We start from the raw sequence: 18,115 nt of genomic DNA, 5'->3' as shown, positions 1-18,115 counted from the left end.
AATTGTGGTTCCTTAAAACCGCTCAGCTGGTAGCGTGATCAAACTGCAGCGGCAATGTGACTTTGAAAAGTGTTTTTCCCGGTGTGGAGCTGCATTCAATAATGCCCTCGTGTTGTTGCACGAATGTTTGAGCCAGAGTTAAGCCCAAACCACTGCCCCCCTCGCGCCCTGAAACCAGCGGGAAAAAAATTCTTTCCATGATTTCTTCAGGTATGCCGGGACCGTTGTCTATCACTTGCAAGTCTAATGCCAGCCTGTGTTGCTTGCGGTTTAAGGTTACTCTACGCACCACTCTGGTGCATAGCGTTATTTGTGCGGTGCCGTCAGCAATTTTAGGTGCCAAAGCTTGTGCAGCATTGCGCACTATGTTCAGGATCGCTTGAATAAGCTGCTCAAGATCGCCCAGAAATTCAGGGATGGATGTGTCGTAGTCGCGAATAAACTTTAGGCCCTTGGGGTGCTCAGCCAAAATAACTGACCGCACACGCTCGCAGACCTCGTGAATGTTCATCATTGACACAATGTGGGGCTTTCTGTGGGGGGCCAGCAAGCGATCCACCAAGGTTTGCAAGCGATCCGACTCCTTGATCACCACCTGGGTGTATTCCTTTAATTCCGGCGAGGGCAGCTCCACTTCAAGCAACTGCGCCGCGCCGCGTATCCCACCCAAGGGGTTTTTGATTTCATGCGCCAGGTTGCGAATCAATTCCTTGTTGGCCAAAGACTGATCCATCATGCGGGCTTCACGGTCCACTTTCAACTGCTGTTCGATTTCTCGCAATTCCATGATTGTGGCGCCGTGGGCACCATCCGGGCAGGAAAGTGTGACATGAACATGTTCAGCCGTGCCGCTGGGCCGGATCAACTCAAACACCTGGCGCTTTACACCAAATGGGTCAAGTTGCGACTTCCTGAGAAACTCGCGAAAGGCAGTTGCTTCAACAAAAAGAGCGGCCAGTGCCTGCCCGTCTAAACTACGCCTTGAAACTTCAAGCAATGTTTCCGCTGACAAATTGGCGTACAACACCACACCATCGGGATTGCTTACCACCACTGCTGTGGCCAGCAACTCCAAACCTTGAAACCGTTCTTTGTTCAATTTGCCCTCATTTCGACAATCGGATCAATTCTGTTTTTAGTATTTCAATGTTGTCATTGGTCACCATGATCTCTTGCTCAAGGCGGGCAACCCGGTCCAGGTACTTCTGGTAGTTGCGCTCTTCGCCAAGTCGATCTGGCTGACCGTTCTTGTATTCATCTTGCAATGACTTCAGTTTGCTTTCCTCTATTCGCAACTCTTCTTGCAAAATTTTCATGCGGTCGTCTTTTGCATTGAAGTCACTGGCAGTTCGGCGGTCGTAGGCAGTTCCGGAATCAGTGTTTCGACCAGAATTGAATGATCCCGATTTCGGTACGCTTGATTTTGGCGCGGGTACTACCGTGATTGGATTGAGGTTCAAAGGCACGCAACCGGCACCACCATCGGAATTTTGATAGGTTCTAACACCGTCGCTACCTGTGCACACAAACATTTCAGAACCCTTGGCCTGCACGTTCGGCAGAGCCAATACACCAAACGCGATCAAAACCAAAAAATGCTGAACGGCCGGTTGCTTCACCATGATTACATCTCGGAAAATTTAAGGACAATTTTCATGATAACCGATCATTCCACGCCACCCCTCCCCTTGGAAGGCGAGTGCTGATACCAGACGGGTGAGGATCTTTACAAAAGCCTCAAAGCAAAAATGGCCCTTTGCAGGGCCATTTTTGATCAACTGAATACCAAGGTCTGATTAGAGGCCGTAGTACATGTCGTATTCGATGGGGTGCGGTGTCATGCGCATGCGCTGAACTTCTTCCATCTTCAATGCAATGTACGCATCGATCATTTCCTTGCTGAACACGCCGCCACGAGTCAAGAACTCGTTGTCGGCTTCCAGGGCTTCAAGAGCTTGCTCCAGGCTATGACACACGGTTGGTACCAATGCGTCCTCTTCTGGAGGTAAGTCGTACAGGTTCTTGGTAGCAGCTTCGCCTGGGTGAATCTTGTTCTGGACACCGTCCAGACCAGCCATCAACAAGGCAGAAAATGCCAGGTAGGGGTTGGCCATAGGGTCCGGGAAACGCGCTTCAATGCGGCGACCCTTGGGGTTTGCCACATGTGGAATACGAATTGAAGCTGAACGGTTCTTGGCAGAGTAAGCCAGCTTCACCGGTGCTTCGTAACCAGGTACCAGACGCTTGTAGGAGTTGGTAGAAGGGTTCGTAATCGCGTTCAAGGCACGTGCATGCTTGATGATGCCGCCGATGTAGTACAAGGCGAAATCGGACAAACCGGCGTAGCCGTTACCCGCAAACAGGTTCACGCCATCTTTCCAGACAGACTGGTGTACGTGCATGCCTGAACCGTTGTCGCCCCACATTGGCTTGGGCATGAATGTGGCGGTTTTGCCATAGCTGGCAGCCACGTTCCACACGGTGTACTTCAAAATCTGGGTCCAGTCAGCGCGCTTGGTCAGCGTGGAGAACATGGTACCGATTTCGTTTTGACCAGCGCCAGCCACTTCGTGGTGGTGCACTTCGACTGGCACGCCCTGCTGTTCCAGCAACAGACACATCTCGGAACGGATGTCCTGGAATGAATCAGTTGGGGATACTGGGAAGTAACCGCCCTTTACTGTTGGGCGGTGGCCCAGGTTACCGTGCTCGTAATCAATGCCAGTAGACCAAGAAGCTTCTTCAGACTTGATCTTGAAGAAACAACCAGACATTTCATCACCCCAGGTGATGCTGTCGAAAATGAAAAATTCGGGTTCTGGGCCGAAGTAAGCTGTATCGCCCAAGCCAGATGACTTCAAATACGCTTCAGCGCGACGAGCGATGGAACGTGGATCGCGGTCGTAACCTTTGCCATCAGTTGGTTCGATCACATCGCAAGTCAAAATCAGGGTTGGCTCTTCACGGAACGGGTCCATGCGAGCAGTGTCGGGATCGGGCATCAACAGCATGTCGGAAGCTTCAATGCCTTTCCAGCCAGCGATTGAAGAGCCATCAAATGCGTGACCTGACTCGAATTTGTCGTCATCAAACATTTTTACTGGCACGGACACGTGCTGCTCTTTGCCTTTGGTGTCGGTGAAGCGGAAGTCAACGAACTTGACTTCGTTTTCCGCAACCATCTTCATTACGTCTTGGGCGGTCGCCATTAAAAATCTCCTGGTACGTGAGGTGGGTATTGATCTAAAAAAATTTTGAGTTGAACTCTTTGATTTATGCGAAACAATAGCACGTTCGGTATAGCTATATATGACGCTTAGCACGAATTCACTCAACGACTTGGGGAACAAAAGCAAAGACCATACCAGCGGTCCGCTCACGTGAAACTGGGGCTTTCAGACCCACCACGACATCACCCACAATCGGTACTCGCCCAATTATGGTGCGTAACGCACCATTTAAGTGCATGCTGGTATTTTGCTAGGCAATCACATGCTTGTATTACAATATGCTCATCAAAAAAATCAACCCCACAAAATCTTTATGAGTACAACACTGAACCTTCTGGAATTGGCAAAACAACGTGCAGCCGAAAAAGGCTTGAGCTACCTTGGCGCACTATCGCCGAACGAGGCTTGGGCCTTGCTGAATTCCGATGAAAACGCGGTACTGGTGGATGTGCGCACTGACGCCGAACTGGATTGGGTGGGACAAGTGAGTTTTTCAGAAGACCGATCCTTCCATGTGGAATGGAACAATTACCCCGATGGAATTCGCAATTCAGACTTCATCGCGCAAATTGCGGCACGCGTGGAAACACACCAGCCTGTGCTGTTTATTTGCCGCAGCGGTGCGAGGTCACACCATGCAGCAACGCTGGCCGCCAAACACGGGTTCGAGTCTGCAATCAATGTGCTGGAAGGTTTTGAAGGCGACAAAAACGACAACCACCAACGCTCCAGCGTTAACGGCTGGCGTTTCCACGGGCTACCCTGGGAGCAGCATTGAACGCGTTTTCAGTGTTTACTGAGCAAACAAGCCAAACAATTTGCCTGCGATAAAAAATGCAGCCAAACACCCGGCAACATGTATCACAGCGTGGCCCAAAGCCAGCAACGGCTTGTCCAATAATAGGTTTGCACCTTCTGCTGTGAAGGCTGAAAAAGTAGTCAACCCACCCAGAACCCCGGTCATTAAAAACAGACCCACAGGGTTGGCCTTCAGCCACACAGGGCCAAGGGCTGCGAACAACGCACCAGCCAGAAAACCACCAATGACATTCGCCGCCAAAGTGCCCACAGCAAAAGGCATCCAACCGGGCTGCGCCAGTGCAAGGCCCAAACCATAACGACCCACACCCCCCAGGCCTGCGCCCACAAAAACCGCAAAGGCATTCATTACGTTCACTCGGCTTGCTCCCAACGCTCTTTTGCAGAGTCGTCACTGTCGCGGGCTGAAACCCAACGTGCGCCCTCGGGTGTGTCTTCCTTTTTCCAGAAAGGTGCCTCGGTTTTAAGGTAATCCATGATAAATTCGCAAGCCAAAAAAGCCTGTTGTCGGTGTTCACTGGTGGCGGCAGCAAACACAATTTGGTCTTCGGGGTACAGGGGGCCAACCCGGTGAATGATCATGGCCGAAGTAACTTCGAACCTTTCATCAGCCACCTTCAGAATATTCTCAAGCGCTTTTTCCGTCATGCCAGGGTAATGTTCCAGGGTCATTGCGCGCACTGTGCTGTTCTCATTGATGTCACGCACCGTGCCAACAAAGGTAGCAACTGCACCAATTTCAGGCAAGCCTCGCCGCAGCCATTGAATTTCTGCGCCAACATCGAAATCAGATTCCTGAACCAGTACTTTGGAGCGCTTCATTCAGCCCCCTGTCACAGGAGGAAAAAACGCAACCTCGGCGTGGTCTGCGACCGGGGTGTCGTCATCGGCCATGTCCTGATTCACCGCTGCCCGCAAGCGCCCTATTTCTGCAATCGCCTTTGCAAACGCAGGGTGCTCGGCACACAAATGGGCTCGCAAACCCGCTACAGTTGCTGGCTCGAAAACAGTGCTTACTTCCAGGCTGTCTTGCCCGAACTGTTCTTTCAAACTAGCGAAAAAACGAACCTTGACTTTCATTTCATTAAATCCTGATACGACACATAATCAACCCAATCACCAATATTCACCTGCTGACCCTTGGCCAAGCGAACCAAGCCGGTGGATTGCGCAAGCGAAGTCAACACACCAGAACTTTGGTTCGCGAACAGGGTCGCTTTGCCAGATTGTACATCCACGCGCAAAAACTCCTCGCGGCGCGAATCGGGCTTTTGCCAGTCAAAAGCAGCTTGGACCTTGCGCGTGCGATGACGCCAGTCCACTTGATGCAACGATTGCCCTTCAAGCAGATTCAAAAAGGGCTTCACAATCAGTTTAAATGCCACTGCGCTTGAGACCGGGTTGCCAGGTAATCCAAAAAACCAGCTGTGCCCGCCGCCTTGGCGATTGATGTGACCAAATGCAATCGGTTTGCCTGGCTTCATGGCCACTTTCCACGAACGCAATTCACCCACTTCTTCAATCGCAGGCTTCACATGATCCTCTTCACCCACTGACACACCGCCGGAACTGACCACGGCATCGCAATCAGCCAGCGATTCCAGCGCAGCACAAGTGGCCTCGAAATTGTCTGGCACCACACCGACCGACTGCACATCAATGTGCATACTTTCCAACAACCCACACCAAACGAATTCGTTGGAATTGTAAATTTGCCCTGCTTGCAAAGGTTGCCCCGGGCTTTGCAATTCGCTGCCAGTGGCCATTACCCCCACCTTCAGGCGCTTAAACACATTGACTTGCGGTACGCCAATTGAGGCAAGCAGACCAATGTGAATCGCACCCAACCTTGTACCCTGCTGCAGAAGGACCTGCCCTCTTGAAATGTCTTCTCCCGCACTGCGTATCCATTGGCCCTGCTTAGGCAATACTGCAAACGCGACTGAGCCATCTTCATTCACCACGACATCTTCCTGCATCACTACGGCATCCGCGCCGGGTGGAATTGGCGCGCCTGTAAAAATTCGGGCCACGGTGCCGGGCTTTAACGGGCTTGGCGATGAACCCGCCGGCACGCGCTGCGACACTTCGAACTGCGTTGCAAGCTGACAGTCAGCCACGCACACTGCATAGCCGTCCATCCCGCTGTTGTCGTGCTGGGGGACATCAATCGCCGACGATACATCTGCAGCAAGCACACGGCCAAGTGCTCGCCTCAAGGGCACAGTTTCCGGTTGGCTCGATCTTTGTGAGGCCAAAGGCCACACCTGTTCAAGCAGTTCATTCAAATCAATCATTCAAAAACCGTTTCACAATAAATTCTGCAATGGTGACTGGATGATTCAATGGCAACAACGGCAGGCCTTTGCAGTCAATTTCGGCATCGCATGCCACGGCCACGATGTTAGGGTCTTGAGGATACAACATTGGCTTGCCATTGGCCTCTCGCCATATCTCGATTTTGGGGAACTCCACGCGCTTAAACCCCTCCACGATCACCAAATCACAAGGCGATAATCGGCCCAGTTGCTCTTCGAGTGTTGGCTCGACTTCATTGCGCAATTCATGCATCAACACCCAGCGCTTATTGGCAGTAATCAACACCTCATGGGCACCTGCGGCGCGATGTCGGTAAGAATCCTTTCCGGGAATGTCGATGTCGAAGTCGTGGTGCGCATGCTTGATGACCGACACGCGAATGCCCTTCCCGATCAAAATCGGAAGCAGCTTCTCTATCAATGTGGTTTTACCCACGCCGGAAAAACCGGCAAATCCAAACACCTTGGGCACTTCAATTTCCTTCTGACAGTTGCTTTTCAATCAACAAAAGCTGTTGACCTGTTTCTTTCAAAATATCGGCAGATGGGCGTGCCCTGCAACGCAACACAATTTCGAAACATGCGCCGAATTGCGGCTGTGCCGAGGGCACCACCGGGCTGTTTGCAAACAGATCGCCGCCATAACGCTGCACTAGCATACGAGACACCGGCAAACCAAGACCAGTTCCACGACCGGCCTGCTTGCTGGTGTAAAACATTTTGAAAATCAATTGAAGTCGTTCCGCCGGAATTGCTTCTCCGTTGTTCAGCACCCTGATTTGAACTGCGGGCTGACCATCACCCAACACCACATCCGCAGTATCAATAAAAATGGTCGGTGGCTCTTGCAAAACCGCCCGCTGAGCTTCAAACGGCCCCTCAAGTGCGTGGCTTGCGTTAATCAATAAATTAACCATCACTTGTTGCAATTCTGTTCTACTAATTTGCACGGTACGTTTTGCTGCAAATTCGAATTTCAGCTGGGCACGTGCCAACTCCACTTCATTGCGTACAAACAAAATACTGTCCTGAATTACTTCGTTGACATTCACTTCTTCTGTGTACGAGGCGTATTCATCGGGTCGGCAAAACTGCAACAGCTTTTGAACAATGTTGCGCATGCGGTGAACCTGCTCATCCAGCAAACGCAGTGTTTTTGCGCTCTCCGGATCATCCAGAGTAATCCGTATTAAATCCAGATGCCCCATCATAATTGCCAAGGGGTTATTGAACTCATGCGCAATACCTGCTGTTAATTGGCCCAATGCAGCCAACTTTTCAGAAGCCAGCAATTGCTCCACCGCCTGGTGCAATTTCTGATTGGCAGCCTGTAGGTCGGCGGTGCGTTGACGAACCCGTTCATCAAGTTGTTCATTCAAACCAAGCAACTCGCTTCGGCGCGCGTCCAACTGATCGAGCAGCACATCAAAGTGATTGGCCAAATCAGCGAATTCATCGTCGCGACGAAGGTCACCTACACGGGCCGCGCTGTCGCCATGCTCTTGCAGACTCATGATGTAGTTCATTCGACGCAACGGGTAAAAAATACCCGACGTCAAACGGATCACCATCATGGCGCCCAGCACCATGGCTGCGCCCACCGCCAATAGAAACAGAATCAACAACTGGGTTTTAATGCTGGCGTAAGGTGCCTCCAGAAATCCGACATAAAACATGCCGATTCGGGCGCCCTCCGGGCTTAGCAAGGGCGCGTAAGCCGCAACATACCAATCATTGACCACGAACGCGCGTTCAAGCCACACTTCGCCCCGGCCCAACACACTTTGGCTCACAGCGTCTGACACGCGCGTGCCCAGCGCGCGGGACTCACCATTGCTTCGAACCGTGGTTGCCACGCGTACATCTTCCAGAAAAATGGTCGTGGTTCCTATTGATCCTTCCAGCAAAGTGTTGGGTGAGTAAATCAAATTGTTAATGTCGTCAACAATACCCAGGTTGCCATTCAACAGAATGCCTCCTTCCAGGTAACCCAGCATGTTTCCATTGTTGAATACAGGCTGAAGAACTTGCACCACCAAACCACGGTCCTCGGAACTTTTTGGCGTTGGACTGGCATTCGATGTAGGAACAATCGCCTGCACGGCACGCGTTGCGAGGTCGGTAGAAATTTCCATCAATTCGGAATTTGACAGCAGCACAATATAACTGCCCGATTCGCGAAATTTCACCGACTTTTGCAACTCAGGGTTCATCATGTACGGCAAGCGGGGCGGGTAGGAATTCATCACCATGCCGGTTGGATTGATCAAACGCAGGTAAGTGAAACCTAGCTTCTCGGCTTGCGCTTGAAGGTCTTTGCTGTTTAGTTTTCCACCGCGTTGTTGCAGCAAATTTCGAAGGTAAGCACTTTCCGACCAAGCTTTGAGGGCCTGCGATTTGTCGTCTTGAGCATCAGTAAATTTTTGCTGTGCCAGTACCAGGTCGCTGCGAACTTTGGAAATCAAAATCTTGGTGTAAGCGGCCTGGCCCGCCGACCACACCAGCATCGCTACCACCGGGATCAACACCAGCAAAGGAATGCAAGCGGTTACAACCAGTTTGGTTTTAACTGTCCAGTGGGAGGGCCACAAGTGCCCTCGGGGCGGGAAAGGCCGCTGACCTATTCTTGGCTCCACGCCATGCATTTTCGTTCTAGGGTTTTTCTGGACACACCCAAACGGCGCGCCGCTTCAGACTTGTTGCCACTGCATGCATTCAGCACGCGCAAAATATGTGCTTTTTCAACCTGCTCCAGCGACTCGTCTTGGGGATCCTCTTCAACTTCGCTGCGATCATCCAGATTCAGATTCAAAGGCAGATCTTCTTTGGGGAAATAACCCAAAATCAAAGACCGCTCAATAAAATTTCTCAGTTCGCGTACATTGCCTGGCCATTCATAGGCCTGCAGACGGGCCAGCATTTCAGGGCTGATTTTCAATGCATCAATGCGAAGTTTTTTAGCGAAAATCTTGATGAAGTAGTTGGCCAACAGCTCAACGTCTTCAGGACGAGAACGCAGCGGCGGCATTTCAATTGGCATGACCTGCAAACGATAGTACAAGTCTTGCCGGAACCGACCGCGCTTTACTTCCACATCAAGATTCACATTCGTCGCAGCAACAATGCGCACATCCACATCGACCTCTTTGGTGCTGCCAACGGGACGAATGCGGCGGTCTTCCAGCACACGAAGAAGCTTGGTCTGCATGCTCAATGGCAACTCACCGATTTCATCGAGAAACAGCGTGCCTCCCTGTGCGTAATAAAATAAACCTTGGTGCGACTCGTTCGCGCCGGTGAAAGCGCCCTTTGCATGGCCGAATAGCTCACTTTCAATCAATTCAGGTGAAATTGCGCCACAGTTAATGGGCACGAATGGCCGTTCGCTGCGCAAGCTCATGCCGTGCAAGGTACGGGCCAGCACCTCTTTGCCAGAACCTGATTCGCCGGTCAGCAACACGGTTGAATCGGTGGGGGCCACTTTCGCGACTAGCTTGCGCAATTGCCGCACGATAGGGCTTTCACCCACCATGACCTGTTCATTTTGCTGCAAGTTCGATACCGCTCGCTTCAACACAAAGTTTTCACGCTTCAAGCGGTTTTGATCGGCTGCCCGGTCTAGTGCATACCAAAGCTGATCGATTCGAAAAGGTTTCTGAAGAAAGTCTTGCGCGCCTGCGCGCAGGGCGCCAATTGCGGTGTCCATGTCGGCGTAGCCGGTAATCAGAATCACGTCACCCTCGTACCCGCCTTGGCGAAGCTCGTTCAACCAAGCCAACCCACTTTTTCCCGGTAAGCTGACGTCGAGAACAATGGTGCTGTAATCGTGGCCATCAAACATGGCCTGTGCCATTTCCACTGAACCTGCTGTGTCGACCCGTGCAAAACGGGTTTCCAATGCTTTCTCAAGAAAGTGGCGCATGCCGGGTTCATCATCGACTGCCAGCGCAGACAAACCCTTACGGGGCTGGGCGTCAATGCCTTGCCCAGGGATTGTTCTTGGGGTGTCAACTGTGTTGGATTGAAAGGTCAAAACAATGGTTTCTCAGGGCGATGCCGAACCCTCACATTGTTAATGATTCCGCCTAACGCTGCAAGTTAGGTAAACCCTATTTGTGCCTTACAAGCCCGTATTCTGGGCGATGAATGCCTTCACCATGTCCACGGAAATCGGCATCTCCACCACTCTCTGTGGCAGACCTTCAATTCCCATGAACTGCGGTGGTACAGCTGGCATTTGTCCGGTCGCTTCCTGAATGGTCTCAGCAAACTTCACGGGCAAAGCTGTCTCAAGCACAACCATGGGCACGCCAGGTTCGACCAACTCCCGGGCGACCTTCACCGCATCGGCCGTGTGAGTGTCGATCAGCGTGCCGGTCCGGGCATGCACCTCGCGAATTGTGTCTAGTCGATTCTGGTGGCTTGACGAACCTGACTGAAAACCGAAGTCTGTTTCGAGGTGTTTAAAGCGGGAATCCTCTGACAAATCAAACTGGCCTTCCTTGGCCAGTGTTTGCCAAAGGGCTTTCAACGCTTTGGGGTCGCGGCCCAGCAAGTCATAAACAAAGCGCTCGAAATTTGAGGCTTTGGAAATGTCCATGGATGGACTGGACGTGATGTACGTTTCCGCTGACTTGCGCGGGCGATACACCCCGGTTTTAAAAAACTCATCCAGCACATTGTTTTCGTTGGTCGCCACGATCAACTTGCGAATGGGCAAGCCCATTTGGCGTGCAATGTGCCCAGCCAGTACGTTGCCGAAATTACCAGAGGGCACCGCGAAACTGACGGGATCACCAATTTTTTCAGCGGTGCGCAAATAGGCATTGAAGTAGTACACCACTTGGGCTGAAATTCGCCCCCAATTAATGGAGTTCACCGTGCCAATTTTTTGTTGTGACTTGTAAAGCAGGTCTTCGCTGACCGCTTTCACAATATCTTGGCAATCGTCAAATAAACCATCAACAGCAATATTGAAAATGTTCGGGTCTTGCAAGCTATACATTTGTGCGCGCTGAAAGGCGCTCATTTTGCCCAAAGGGCTTAGCATAAAAACACGCACGCCTTTTTTGCCGCGCATGGCGTATTGGGCCGCCGAACCTGTGTCGCCACTTGTGGCACCCAGAATATTCAATTCACGGTTGGTGCGGGCCAATTGATATTCAAACAGATTGCCCAGCAACTGCATCGCCATGTCTTTGAAAGCCAGCGTGGGGCCATTCGAAAGCTCCAAGATCTTGATGCCATCAAACAACTCACGCACCGGGGTAATTTCCTCGGTGCCATACACCGCTTTGGTGTAAGTTTTGGTGGTCAATACTTTCAGGTCAGCTTCAGGAATATCGGTGACGAAAGGACGCAGCACCTCAAAAGCCAGTTCACCGTAGCTTAGGTGTTTCCAGCTTTCCAACACGTGCAAAGCCACCTGGGGATAAAACTCGGGCACTGCCAAGCCGCCGTCTGGTGCCAGGCCTTCCAGCAAAATTTCAGAAAAATCTTGGGGCGTCATGCCACCGCGGCTGCTGAGGTATTTCATATTCAGCTCAAGTCCTCGACACGAATGCGGGTTAGCGGGCCATGCACGCTGTCCAGTGCTTCAATGGTTGCGATCGCCTTTTTTACATCGCCTTCAAGACAGCGGTGGGTCAGCAACACAATTTCAGCAGTGCGCTTTTCATCAGTGGCTTGGCGCTGAATCATGGCTTCGATAGAAATTTGATTGTCGGCCAGCACGCGGGTTACTTCAGCCATCACACCAGGGCGATCTTCAACCGCCAGGCGCAAATAAAAGGCAGTAACCACTTTATCCATGGGCAGCACTTCAAGATTTTGGATGCCTGCTTTCTGGAAAGCCAATACAGGCACACGGCTGGCCAAAGGTGCCTGGCTAGCCCGGGCAATCTCTATCAGGTCGGCCACCACCGCAGATGCCGTGGGCATACTGCCCGCGCCTGCGCCGTAATACAGGGTTGGCCCCACGGCATTGGCCTTCACCAACACCGCGTTCATCACACCTTCCACGTTGGCGATCAAACGCTTACCTGGAATCAGCGTGGGGTGCACGCGCAATTCAATGCCTTGATCTGTGCGCTTGGCAATGCCCAGCAGTTTGACCCGGTAACCCAGTTGTTCTGCAAACTCAATGTCTTCTTTCGTCAGCTTGGTAATGCCCTCGATGTAGGCCTTCTCGAACTGAACAGGCACACCAAATGCGATTGAACTTAGCAAGCTGATTTTGTGGGCTGCATCGACACCTTCGATGTCGAAAGTGGGATCTGCTTCCGCATAGCCAAATGCCTGCGCCTGAGCCAACACCTCGGCAAAGGGCAAACCTTTGTCACGCATTTCCGACAAAATAAAGTTACAGGTGCCATTGATAATGCCTGCGACGTATTCAATTTTGTTGGCGGCCAAACCTTCTTTCACCGCCTTGATCACAGGAATACCACCAGCCACGGCGGCTTCAAACGCCACCATCACGTGTTTGGCTTCGGCGGCTGCGAAAATTTCATCGCCATGTACGGCCAACAACGCCTTGTTGGCTGTAACCACATGCTTGCCGGCTTCAATTGCGGCGAGTACCAATTGTTTGGCAATGGTGTAACCGCCAATCAATTCAACAACCACATCAATGTCATCGCGCTTTACAGCCTCAAAGGCATCGCCCACTACCTCAACACCGGGGCCAGCCAATTCTCGGGCCTTTTCCGTGTTCAGGTCGGCAATTACCTTGATCTCAATGGGAAAACCCACTCGACGTTCAATTTCGCCCGCGTTGTCTTTCAGCACATTGAATGTGCCTGAACCAACTGTACCCAAACCCAATAGGGCCACTCGAAGAGGTTTACTCATTTTTAAATCAGCCAAGGTGTTGTTTTCGATAACTTTCTAGGAAGCGTGCAATTCTACCAACTGCATCCGCCAAATCATCGGTATTGGGTAGGAAAACCACCCGGAAATGATCCGGGTTGATCCAATTAAATCCCGTGCCCTGCACCACCAGTACTTTTTCCGCCTCCAGAAGCTCCAGCACAAAGCGCTGGTCGTTCTTGATCGGGTACACCTTGGGGTCAAGGCGCGGGAACAAATACAAGGCAGCTTTGGGTTTTACGCAGGTAACACCGGGAATAGACGTCATCAGGTCGTAAGCCATGTCGCGCTGGCGAGTCAACCGCCCGTTTGGCCCCACCAAATCGTTAATGCTTTGGTAACCACCCAGCGAAGTTTGAATGGCGTATTGGCCGGGCACGTTCGCGCACAGGCGCATGGACGCCATAATGCCCAAGCCGTCGATGTAATCAGTGGCGTGGCGTTTGTCGCCTGAAATGACCATCCAGCCGGCCCTGTAACCACAGGCACGGTAATTCTTGGACAAACCATTCATGGTAATAAACAGCACATCGTCTGCCAACGAAGCAATCGAGGTGTGCTCTGCACCGTCGTAAAGCATCTTGTCGTAAATTTCGTCCGCGAAAATAATCAACTGGTGTTCGCGGGCTATTTGCACCAATTCCTGCAACACTTCCTCGGGGTACAAAGCACCTGTGGGGTTGTTGGGGTTGATGATGACCATGGCTTTGGTTTTTTCATTAATCAGACTGCGCAAGTGCTTTGTGTCCGGGTACCAGTCGCTTTGCTCATCGCACAAGTAATGCCTTGGCGTGCCGCCAGAAATACTGACCGCGGCGGTCCACAGCGGGTAATCGGGCGCTGGCACCAACACTTCATCGCCATTGTTCAACAGGCCTTGCATACTCATCACGATCAATTCCGACACACCGTTGCCGACAATAATGTCGTCGAGTGTCACGCCCTTGATTTTCTTTTGCTGCGTGTAATGCATGATGGACTTACGCGCTGCAAACAAACCTTTGCTGTCGCTGTAGCCAGAGGCATCTCCGAGGTTCATGATGACGTCCTGACGTACCTCGTCGGGCGCCTCGAAGCCGAATGGCGCCAAGTTGCCGATGTTCAGCTTCAGAATGCGGTGCCCTTCCTCTTCCAGCTGACGCGCTCGCTGCATCACCGGTCCGCGGATGTCATAGCAAACATTGGCCAGCTTGGCAGATTTGAGAATGGGTTTCATGTCGACCTGTGTGGATTGTTTTGTTGCTTGTTTGGGGTGGTAATTTTTTTGCTTGCGCAAAGTCTTATAATTTAACCGTTTAGGCCAGTGCCTGCAAAGGTTTGGCCGCATCCTGGAGCATCTTTCGAATGAAATTTCAACCTGAATCGCTCGACAATCAATTCGTCGTGCAACGGTATGACGAAGACGGTGTCGTGATCAGCGGCAGACTTCAAACCGAAAGCGTGGTGTTTGGCACCGACTTCACCCCCCGAATCTGGGAAAATGCGGGTTCTGGCCCCCTAAACATTGCGCACTGCGAATGGCTGCACAGCCAATGCCCGCCCAGCATGGAAGTGTTGTTGATTGGCACTGGAACAAAGCAAATATTTCCGGGCATGGACATTCGCAAATTTTTTGCCGACAAGCGCTGCCCAGTGGAATACATGGACAGCCAGGCCGCCTGCCGCACCTACAATATTCTGGTGGGTGAAGGCCGTCATGTAATCGCAGCGATTCTGATATGACCGCCTACGCTGCCCTCTTGGTACTTTCAGGCGTTGTGTTGAATGCAGTTGCACAACTTTTGCTAAAAATGGCCACCAACAAAGTGGGAGTGATCGAAGCTTCGAGTGCGCTGAGCCTGGGGGCCATGTCTGCCCTGTTTTTACAGTGGCCAATGATCCTCGGTTTGTTCTGCTACGGATTTTCCTTGCTTATCTGGTTAATGGCTCTTTCCCGTGTTGACGTAACGCTGGCCTACCCCATGCTGGCCATTGGTTACGTGATCAATGCTTTTGCTGCCCAATACTTTTTGAATGAGCCGGTCAGCCTGCAACGCTGGGTGGCCATTGGAGTGATCGTACTGGGTGTTGCCCTTTTGGCACGTTCCTGACGCTGGGCGCATTTTGTTGTCAAAAGCTGTGGTTATACTAATTCATCAAATAACCTCCAGAAAGTGCAAGGAGCAGTACCGTGTCAGTCGAAATCAACGGCAAAGTGCCTGATTTTTCAGCAAGTTGTACAGGCGGTGCTGATTTTAAATTGTCGGCCCATGCCGGTAAAAACCTGGTGATCTACTTCTACCCCAAAGACAACACGCCGGGTTGCACCACAGAGGGCGAAAACTTCCGTGATTTGCATCCAGAGTTTGTGAAAGCCGAATGCGCGGTGTTCGGCGTTTCTCGCGACTCGTTGAAATCGCATGAAAATTTCAAAGCCAAGCTTGAGATGCCGTTCGAGCTGATTTCTGATCCGGATGAAAAGGTATGCGTAATTTTTGACGTCATGAAGATGAAAAACATGTATGGCAAACAGGTGCGCGGCGTGGAAAGAAGTACCTTTGTAATCAACAAGAAAGGTGTTCTTGTGCAGGAATGGCGCGGTTTGAAGGTGCCAGGCCATGCGCAGGCAGTACTTGACTTTGTACGCACAATCGGGGACTAATATCCCCACGGGCGCAGGAGTGACGACCCCGCGCGATTCATGAGCTTCTTACTTCAGATCGTTGACAATGCCACTTCCCAAAGAACCCAGCAAACCCGCAACCACACTGAACGAAATCCCGCCGATTACGGCGCCCAAATCGAGAAAGCCGACCAAGAAGGCGGACCCAACCGGTGCGCTCGCTTCAGGGGGCAAAGCTCCGCTAACACTGGCTGCCGACAACACAGTTATTGCCAAGGCACCAGACACAAGTCGAACTCGCAACATACCCAACGCGGCATCAAGCAAGGCACGCAAGCCTGGCACCACGTCAATCGCGAAAGCGAATCGACAAGTCACGCACACCGGCAAGAAAATCTTTGTACTCGACACCAATGTGTTGATGCACGACCCGGTGTCGCTGTTCCGCTTCGAAGAACACGACGTGTTTCTGCCTCTGATTACGCTTGAAGAACTGGACAACCACAAAAAAGGTATGTCCGAAGTGGCTCGCCACGCCCGCCAGGTAAGCCGCTCGCTAGATGCACTGATGGAGAACATCGACGACATCGAAAAGGGTGTAGCACTTGACCGCCTGGGCAACGTGGACGCCTTGGGCCGCTTGCTGGTTCAAACTACCGAGTTGTCGGCTGAACTGCCAAAAACTCTGCCCGTGGGCAAAGCCGACAATCAAATTCTGGGTGTGGTGTTTGCGCTGAGCAAGCTACACCCTGAACGCGAAGTTGCACTGGTGTCCAAAGACATCAACATGCGGATTAAGGCACGCGCGCTGGGCTTGCTGGCTGAAGACTACTTCAATGACCAAGTGCTGGAAGACCGTGATTTGCTGTACTCAGGCATCATGGAACTGGCTTCCGATTTCTGGGAGAAAAACAGCAAGGGCATTGAAAGCTGGCAACAAGGCGGCAGCACTTACTACCGCATTAGTGGCCCCGCAGTGAAAGACATGATGGTGAACCAGTTCGTGTATTGCGAAACGGGTATTCCATTAATTGCGCAGGTCATCGAAGTGAGCGGTCGCACCGCAGTGCTAAAAACCCTGCGCGATTTCAGTCATAACAAAAACAGCGTGTGGGGCATTACCGCACGCAACCGCGAACAAAACTTTGCGCTGAACCTGTTGATGAACCCGGAATGTGATTTCGTAACGCTGCTCGGCCAGGCAGGCACAGGTAAAACTTTGCTGGCACTGGCAGCTGGCTTGTCGCAGGTGCTTGAAAGTAAACAGTATTCCGAAATCATCGTGACCCGCGCCACTGTGCCGGTGGGTGAAGACATTGGCTTCTTGCCAGGTACGGAAGAAGAAAAAATGGCACCTTGGATGGGCGCATTTGAAGACAACCTTGAAGTACTGAACAAGCCCGACCCCAGCAGTGGCGACTGGGGCCGTTCAGCCACAACCGATTTGATTCGTACCAAAATTCGAATCAAATCAATGAACTTCATGCGTGGCCGCACCTTCATCAATAAGTTTTTGATTATTGATGAAGCCCAGAACTTGTCGCCCAAGCAGATGAAAACCTTGATTACCCGGGCAGGCCCAGGTACCAAGGTGATTTGTTTGGGTAACCTGGCGCAGATTGACACGCCATACCTGACAGAAGGCTCGTCTGGCCTGACGTATGTAGTAGACCGTTTCAAGGGCTGGCCGCATGCGGGGCACATTACGCTGCAGCGTGGCGAACGCTCAAGGTTGGCTGACTTCGCGTCGGATAACCTGTAAAGCCTTGAAGGGCGTGTGCGAAATCGCACGCCCGGTGCGTTAAGGGGTATTCGCGAAGTCGAATGTCCCTTATTAATAGCATTAGCGAAGTCGAATGTCCCTTATTAATAGCATTCGCGAAGTCGCATGCACTCCTCCGCCTGAAAGCCTGAAAAACCCCTTTTTGAAATTCACACTAGCTCACCGAATTCGGCAAAAAAGATGGCCGAATCTCGGTGTCGGCTTGCAGCCGAACGCGGCGTGTGAACTTCAAACGGGCAGGCTTTCTTGAAGGCGGAAAGACGGCAAAGCGAACTTCGCGAATGCCCACAACCCAATGGTGACGTTCGACTTGGCGAATGTCGCTGCCTTGGTTGGCTGATTTGTAGCAGCGTTTCATCATTCTGCCGATTCAAGATCAAGTCGCCCGATTTGATTCGCAGAGAGGGGCGACCGGCAAGGTCGATGCGAAGACGCTTTAGCGTTTCGCATGCCCCAAACCAGAATCAACAGCGGGGAATTCGACTTGATCAAG

General features: G+C 51.8%; 19 protein-coding genes. 5 read left to right on the top strand and 14 right to left on the bottom strand.

All coding sequences use genetic code 11. From position 1 onward, the window contains the following. Positions 1-22: 22 nt before the first annotated feature. From glnL to glnA, 3 genes are all read right to left on the bottom strand, one after another. Positions 23-1,099 (bottom strand): nitrogen regulation protein NR(II), encoded by a 1,077-nt coding sequence (gene glnL, locus NSP04_RS08595; protein ID WP_257511927.1) that lies wholly within the window; start codon positions 1,097-1,099, stop codon positions 23-25. A gap of 7 nt (positions 1,100-1,106) precedes the next feature. Continuing rightward, complete coding sequence (locus NSP04_RS08590) at positions 1,107-1,622, bottom strand: DUF4124 domain-containing protein (protein WP_257511926.1); 516 nt, start codon at positions 1,620-1,622, stop codon at positions 1,107-1,109. A 174-nt stretch (positions 1,623-1,796) separates the two neighbouring features. Next, a complete protein-coding gene (glnA, locus tag NSP04_RS08585; RefSeq protein ID WP_257511925.1) occupies positions 1,797-3,209 on the bottom strand; it encodes a type I glutamate--ammonia ligase in 1,413 nt (470 codons plus the stop codon). Between the two features lie 334 nt (positions 3,210-3,543). On the opposite strand from glnA, the gene NSP04_RS08580 reads away from it, so the two are divergent. Continuing rightward, entirely contained in the window at positions 3,544-4,008 is a 465-nt protein-coding gene (locus NSP04_RS08580; protein ID WP_257511924.1) for a rhodanese-like domain-containing protein, read from the top strand. A gap of 15 nt (positions 4,009-4,023) precedes the next feature. On the opposite strand, the gene NSP04_RS08575 is transcribed toward NSP04_RS08580, so the two are convergent. The 10 genes from NSP04_RS08575 to NSP04_RS08530 all read right to left on the bottom strand — a co-directional run bounded on the left by NSP04_RS08575 (position 4,024) and on the right by NSP04_RS08530 (position 14,453). Further along, a complete protein-coding gene (locus tag NSP04_RS08575) occupies positions 4,024-4,398 on the bottom strand; it encodes a fluoride efflux transporter FluC (protein ID WP_257512272.1) in 375 nt (124 codons plus the stop codon). Between the two features lie 5 nt (positions 4,399-4,403). After that, positions 4,404-4,871, bottom strand: coding sequence for a molybdopterin synthase catalytic subunit MoaE (gene moaE, locus NSP04_RS08570; RefSeq protein ID WP_257511923.1), 468 nt, complete (start codon positions 4,869-4,871; stop codon positions 4,404-4,406). After that, positions 4,872-5,129, bottom strand: coding sequence for a molybdopterin converting factor subunit 1 (gene moaD, locus NSP04_RS08565; protein WP_257511922.1), 258 nt, complete (start codon positions 5,127-5,129; stop codon positions 4,872-4,874). After that, positions 5,126-6,346 carry a molybdopterin molybdotransferase MoeA gene (locus NSP04_RS08560; RefSeq protein ID WP_257511921.1) on the bottom strand — a complete coding sequence of 407 codons (1,221 nt, stop codon included), beginning with the start codon at positions 6,344-6,346 and terminating at the stop codon, positions 5,126-5,128. The genes moaD and NSP04_RS08560 overlap by 4 nt, the downstream gene beginning before the upstream one ends. Next, positions 6,339-6,869 (bottom strand): molybdopterin-guanine dinucleotide biosynthesis protein B, encoded by a 531-nt coding sequence (mobB, locus tag NSP04_RS08555; protein ID WP_306815302.1) that lies wholly within the window; start codon positions 6,867-6,869, stop codon positions 6,339-6,341. The genes NSP04_RS08560 and mobB overlap by 8 nt, the downstream gene beginning before the upstream one ends. Beyond that, on the bottom strand, positions 6,841-8,958 hold the full coding sequence (locus tag NSP04_RS08550; protein ID WP_257511920.1) for a sensor histidine kinase: 2,118 nt from the start codon (positions 8,956-8,958) through the stop codon (positions 6,841-6,843). The genes mobB and NSP04_RS08550 overlap by 29 nt, the downstream gene beginning before the upstream one ends. 29 nt (positions 8,959-8,987) lie before the next feature. Next, on the bottom strand, positions 8,988-10,400 hold the full coding sequence (locus tag NSP04_RS08545; protein ID WP_257511919.1) for a sigma-54-dependent transcriptional regulator: 1,413 nt from the start codon (positions 10,398-10,400) through the stop codon (positions 8,988-8,990). Between the two features lie 87 nt (positions 10,401-10,487). Then, positions 10,488-11,903 carry a threonine synthase gene (gene thrC / locus NSP04_RS08540; RefSeq protein WP_257511918.1) on the bottom strand — a complete coding sequence of 472 codons (1,416 nt, stop codon included), beginning with the start codon at positions 11,901-11,903 and terminating at the stop codon, positions 10,488-10,490. Between the two features lie 2 nt (positions 11,904-11,905). After that, complete coding sequence (locus tag NSP04_RS08535; protein WP_257511917.1) at positions 11,906-13,219, bottom strand: homoserine dehydrogenase; 1,314 nt, start codon at positions 13,217-13,219, stop codon at positions 11,906-11,908. Between the two features lie 7 nt (positions 13,220-13,226). After that, entirely contained in the window at positions 13,227-14,453 is a 1,227-nt protein-coding gene (locus tag NSP04_RS08530; protein ID WP_257511916.1) for a pyridoxal phosphate-dependent aminotransferase, read from the bottom strand. A gap of 128 nt (positions 14,454-14,581) precedes the next feature. Between NSP04_RS08530 and NSP04_RS08525 the strand changes: the two genes are divergently transcribed. The 4 genes from NSP04_RS08525 (at position 14,582) to NSP04_RS08510 (ending at position 17,601) form a co-directional block, all read left to right on the top strand. Further along, the gene (locus tag NSP04_RS08525; RefSeq protein WP_257511915.1) at positions 14,582-14,959 is read left to right on the top strand and encodes an Mth938-like domain-containing protein; all 378 of its coding nucleotides are present in this window, start codon (positions 14,582-14,584) and stop codon (positions 14,957-14,959) included. Beyond that, positions 14,956-15,327, top strand: coding sequence for an SMR family transporter (locus tag NSP04_RS08520; RefSeq protein WP_257511914.1), 372 nt, complete (start codon positions 14,956-14,958; stop codon positions 15,325-15,327). The genes NSP04_RS08525 and NSP04_RS08520 overlap by 4 nt, the downstream gene beginning before the upstream one ends. Before the next feature lie 80 nt (positions 15,328-15,407). Then, entirely contained in the window at positions 15,408-15,878 is a 471-nt protein-coding gene (locus NSP04_RS08515) for a peroxiredoxin (RefSeq protein ID WP_257511913.1), read from the top strand. A gap of 67 nt (positions 15,879-15,945) precedes the next feature. Next, entirely contained in the window at positions 15,946-17,601 is a 1,656-nt protein-coding gene (locus NSP04_RS08510; protein ID WP_257511912.1) for a PhoH family protein, read from the top strand. A 175-nt stretch (positions 17,602-17,776) separates the two neighbouring features. Here the strand turns inward: NSP04_RS08510 and NSP04_RS08505 are convergent, their stop codons facing one another. Next, positions 17,777-17,983, bottom strand: a complete 207-nt coding sequence (locus tag NSP04_RS08505) for a hypothetical protein (RefSeq protein WP_257511911.1) — start codon at positions 17,981-17,983, stop codon at positions 17,777-17,779. Positions 17,984-18,115: the final 132 nt, after the last annotated feature.

Source organism: Limnobacter parvus, assembly GCF_024623725.1.
In the GTDB taxonomy this organism is placed as follows: Bacteria; Pseudomonadota; Gammaproteobacteria; order Burkholderiales; family Burkholderiaceae_B; genus Limnobacter; species Limnobacter parvus.
This window is presented reverse-complemented; position numbering and strand designations above follow the sequence as displayed.

Bases quoted from the DNA above. Each gene is read 5' to 3' on its own strand.
- NSP04_RS08590 (WP_257511926.1), bottom strand. From the start codon at position 1,622: ATGGTGAAGCAACCGGCCGTTCAGCATTTTTTGGTTTTGATCGCGTTT.
- glnA (WP_257511925.1), bottom strand. From the start codon at position 3,209: ATGGCGACCGCCCAAGACGTAATGAAGATGGTTGCGGAAAACGAAGTC.
- NSP04_RS08580 (WP_257511924.1), top strand. From the start codon at position 3,544: ATGAGTACAACACTGAACCTTCTGGAATTGGCAAAACAACGTGCAGCC.
- NSP04_RS08575 (WP_257512272.1), bottom strand. From the start codon at position 4,398: ATGAATGCCTTTGCGGTTTTTGTGGGCGCAGGCCTGGGGGGTGTGGGT.
- moaE (WP_257511923.1), bottom strand. From the start codon at position 4,871: ATGAAGCGCTCCAAAGTACTGGTTCAGGAATCTGATTTCGATGTTGGC.
- moaD (WP_257511922.1), bottom strand. From the start codon at position 5,129: ATGAAAGTCAAGGTTCGTTTTTTCGCTAGTTTGAAAGAACAGTTCGGG.
- NSP04_RS08560 (WP_257511921.1), bottom strand. From the start codon at position 6,346: ATGATTGATTTGAATGAACTGCTTGAACAGGTGTGGCCTTTGGCCTCA.
- thrC (WP_257511918.1), bottom strand. From the start codon at position 11,903: ATGAAATACCTCAGCAGCCGCGGTGGCATGACGCCCCAAGATTTTTCT.
- NSP04_RS08535 (WP_257511917.1), bottom strand. From the start codon at position 13,219: ATGAGTAAACCTCTTCGAGTGGCCCTATTGGGTTTGGGTACAGTTGGT.
- NSP04_RS08530 (WP_257511916.1), bottom strand. From the start codon at position 14,453: ATGAAACCCATTCTCAAATCTGCCAAGCTGGCCAATGTTTGCTATGAC.
- NSP04_RS08525 (WP_257511915.1), top strand. From the start codon at position 14,582: ATGAAATTTCAACCTGAATCGCTCGACAATCAATTCGTCGTGCAACGG.
- NSP04_RS08520 (WP_257511914.1), top strand. From the start codon at position 14,956: ATGACCGCCTACGCTGCCCTCTTGGTACTTTCAGGCGTTGTGTTGAAT.
- NSP04_RS08510 (WP_257511912.1), top strand. From the start codon at position 15,946: ATGCCACTTCCCAAAGAACCCAGCAAACCCGCAACCACACTGAACGAA.
- NSP04_RS08505 (WP_257511911.1), bottom strand. From the start codon at position 17,983: ATGATGAAACGCTGCTACAAATCAGCCAACCAAGGCAGCGACATTCGC.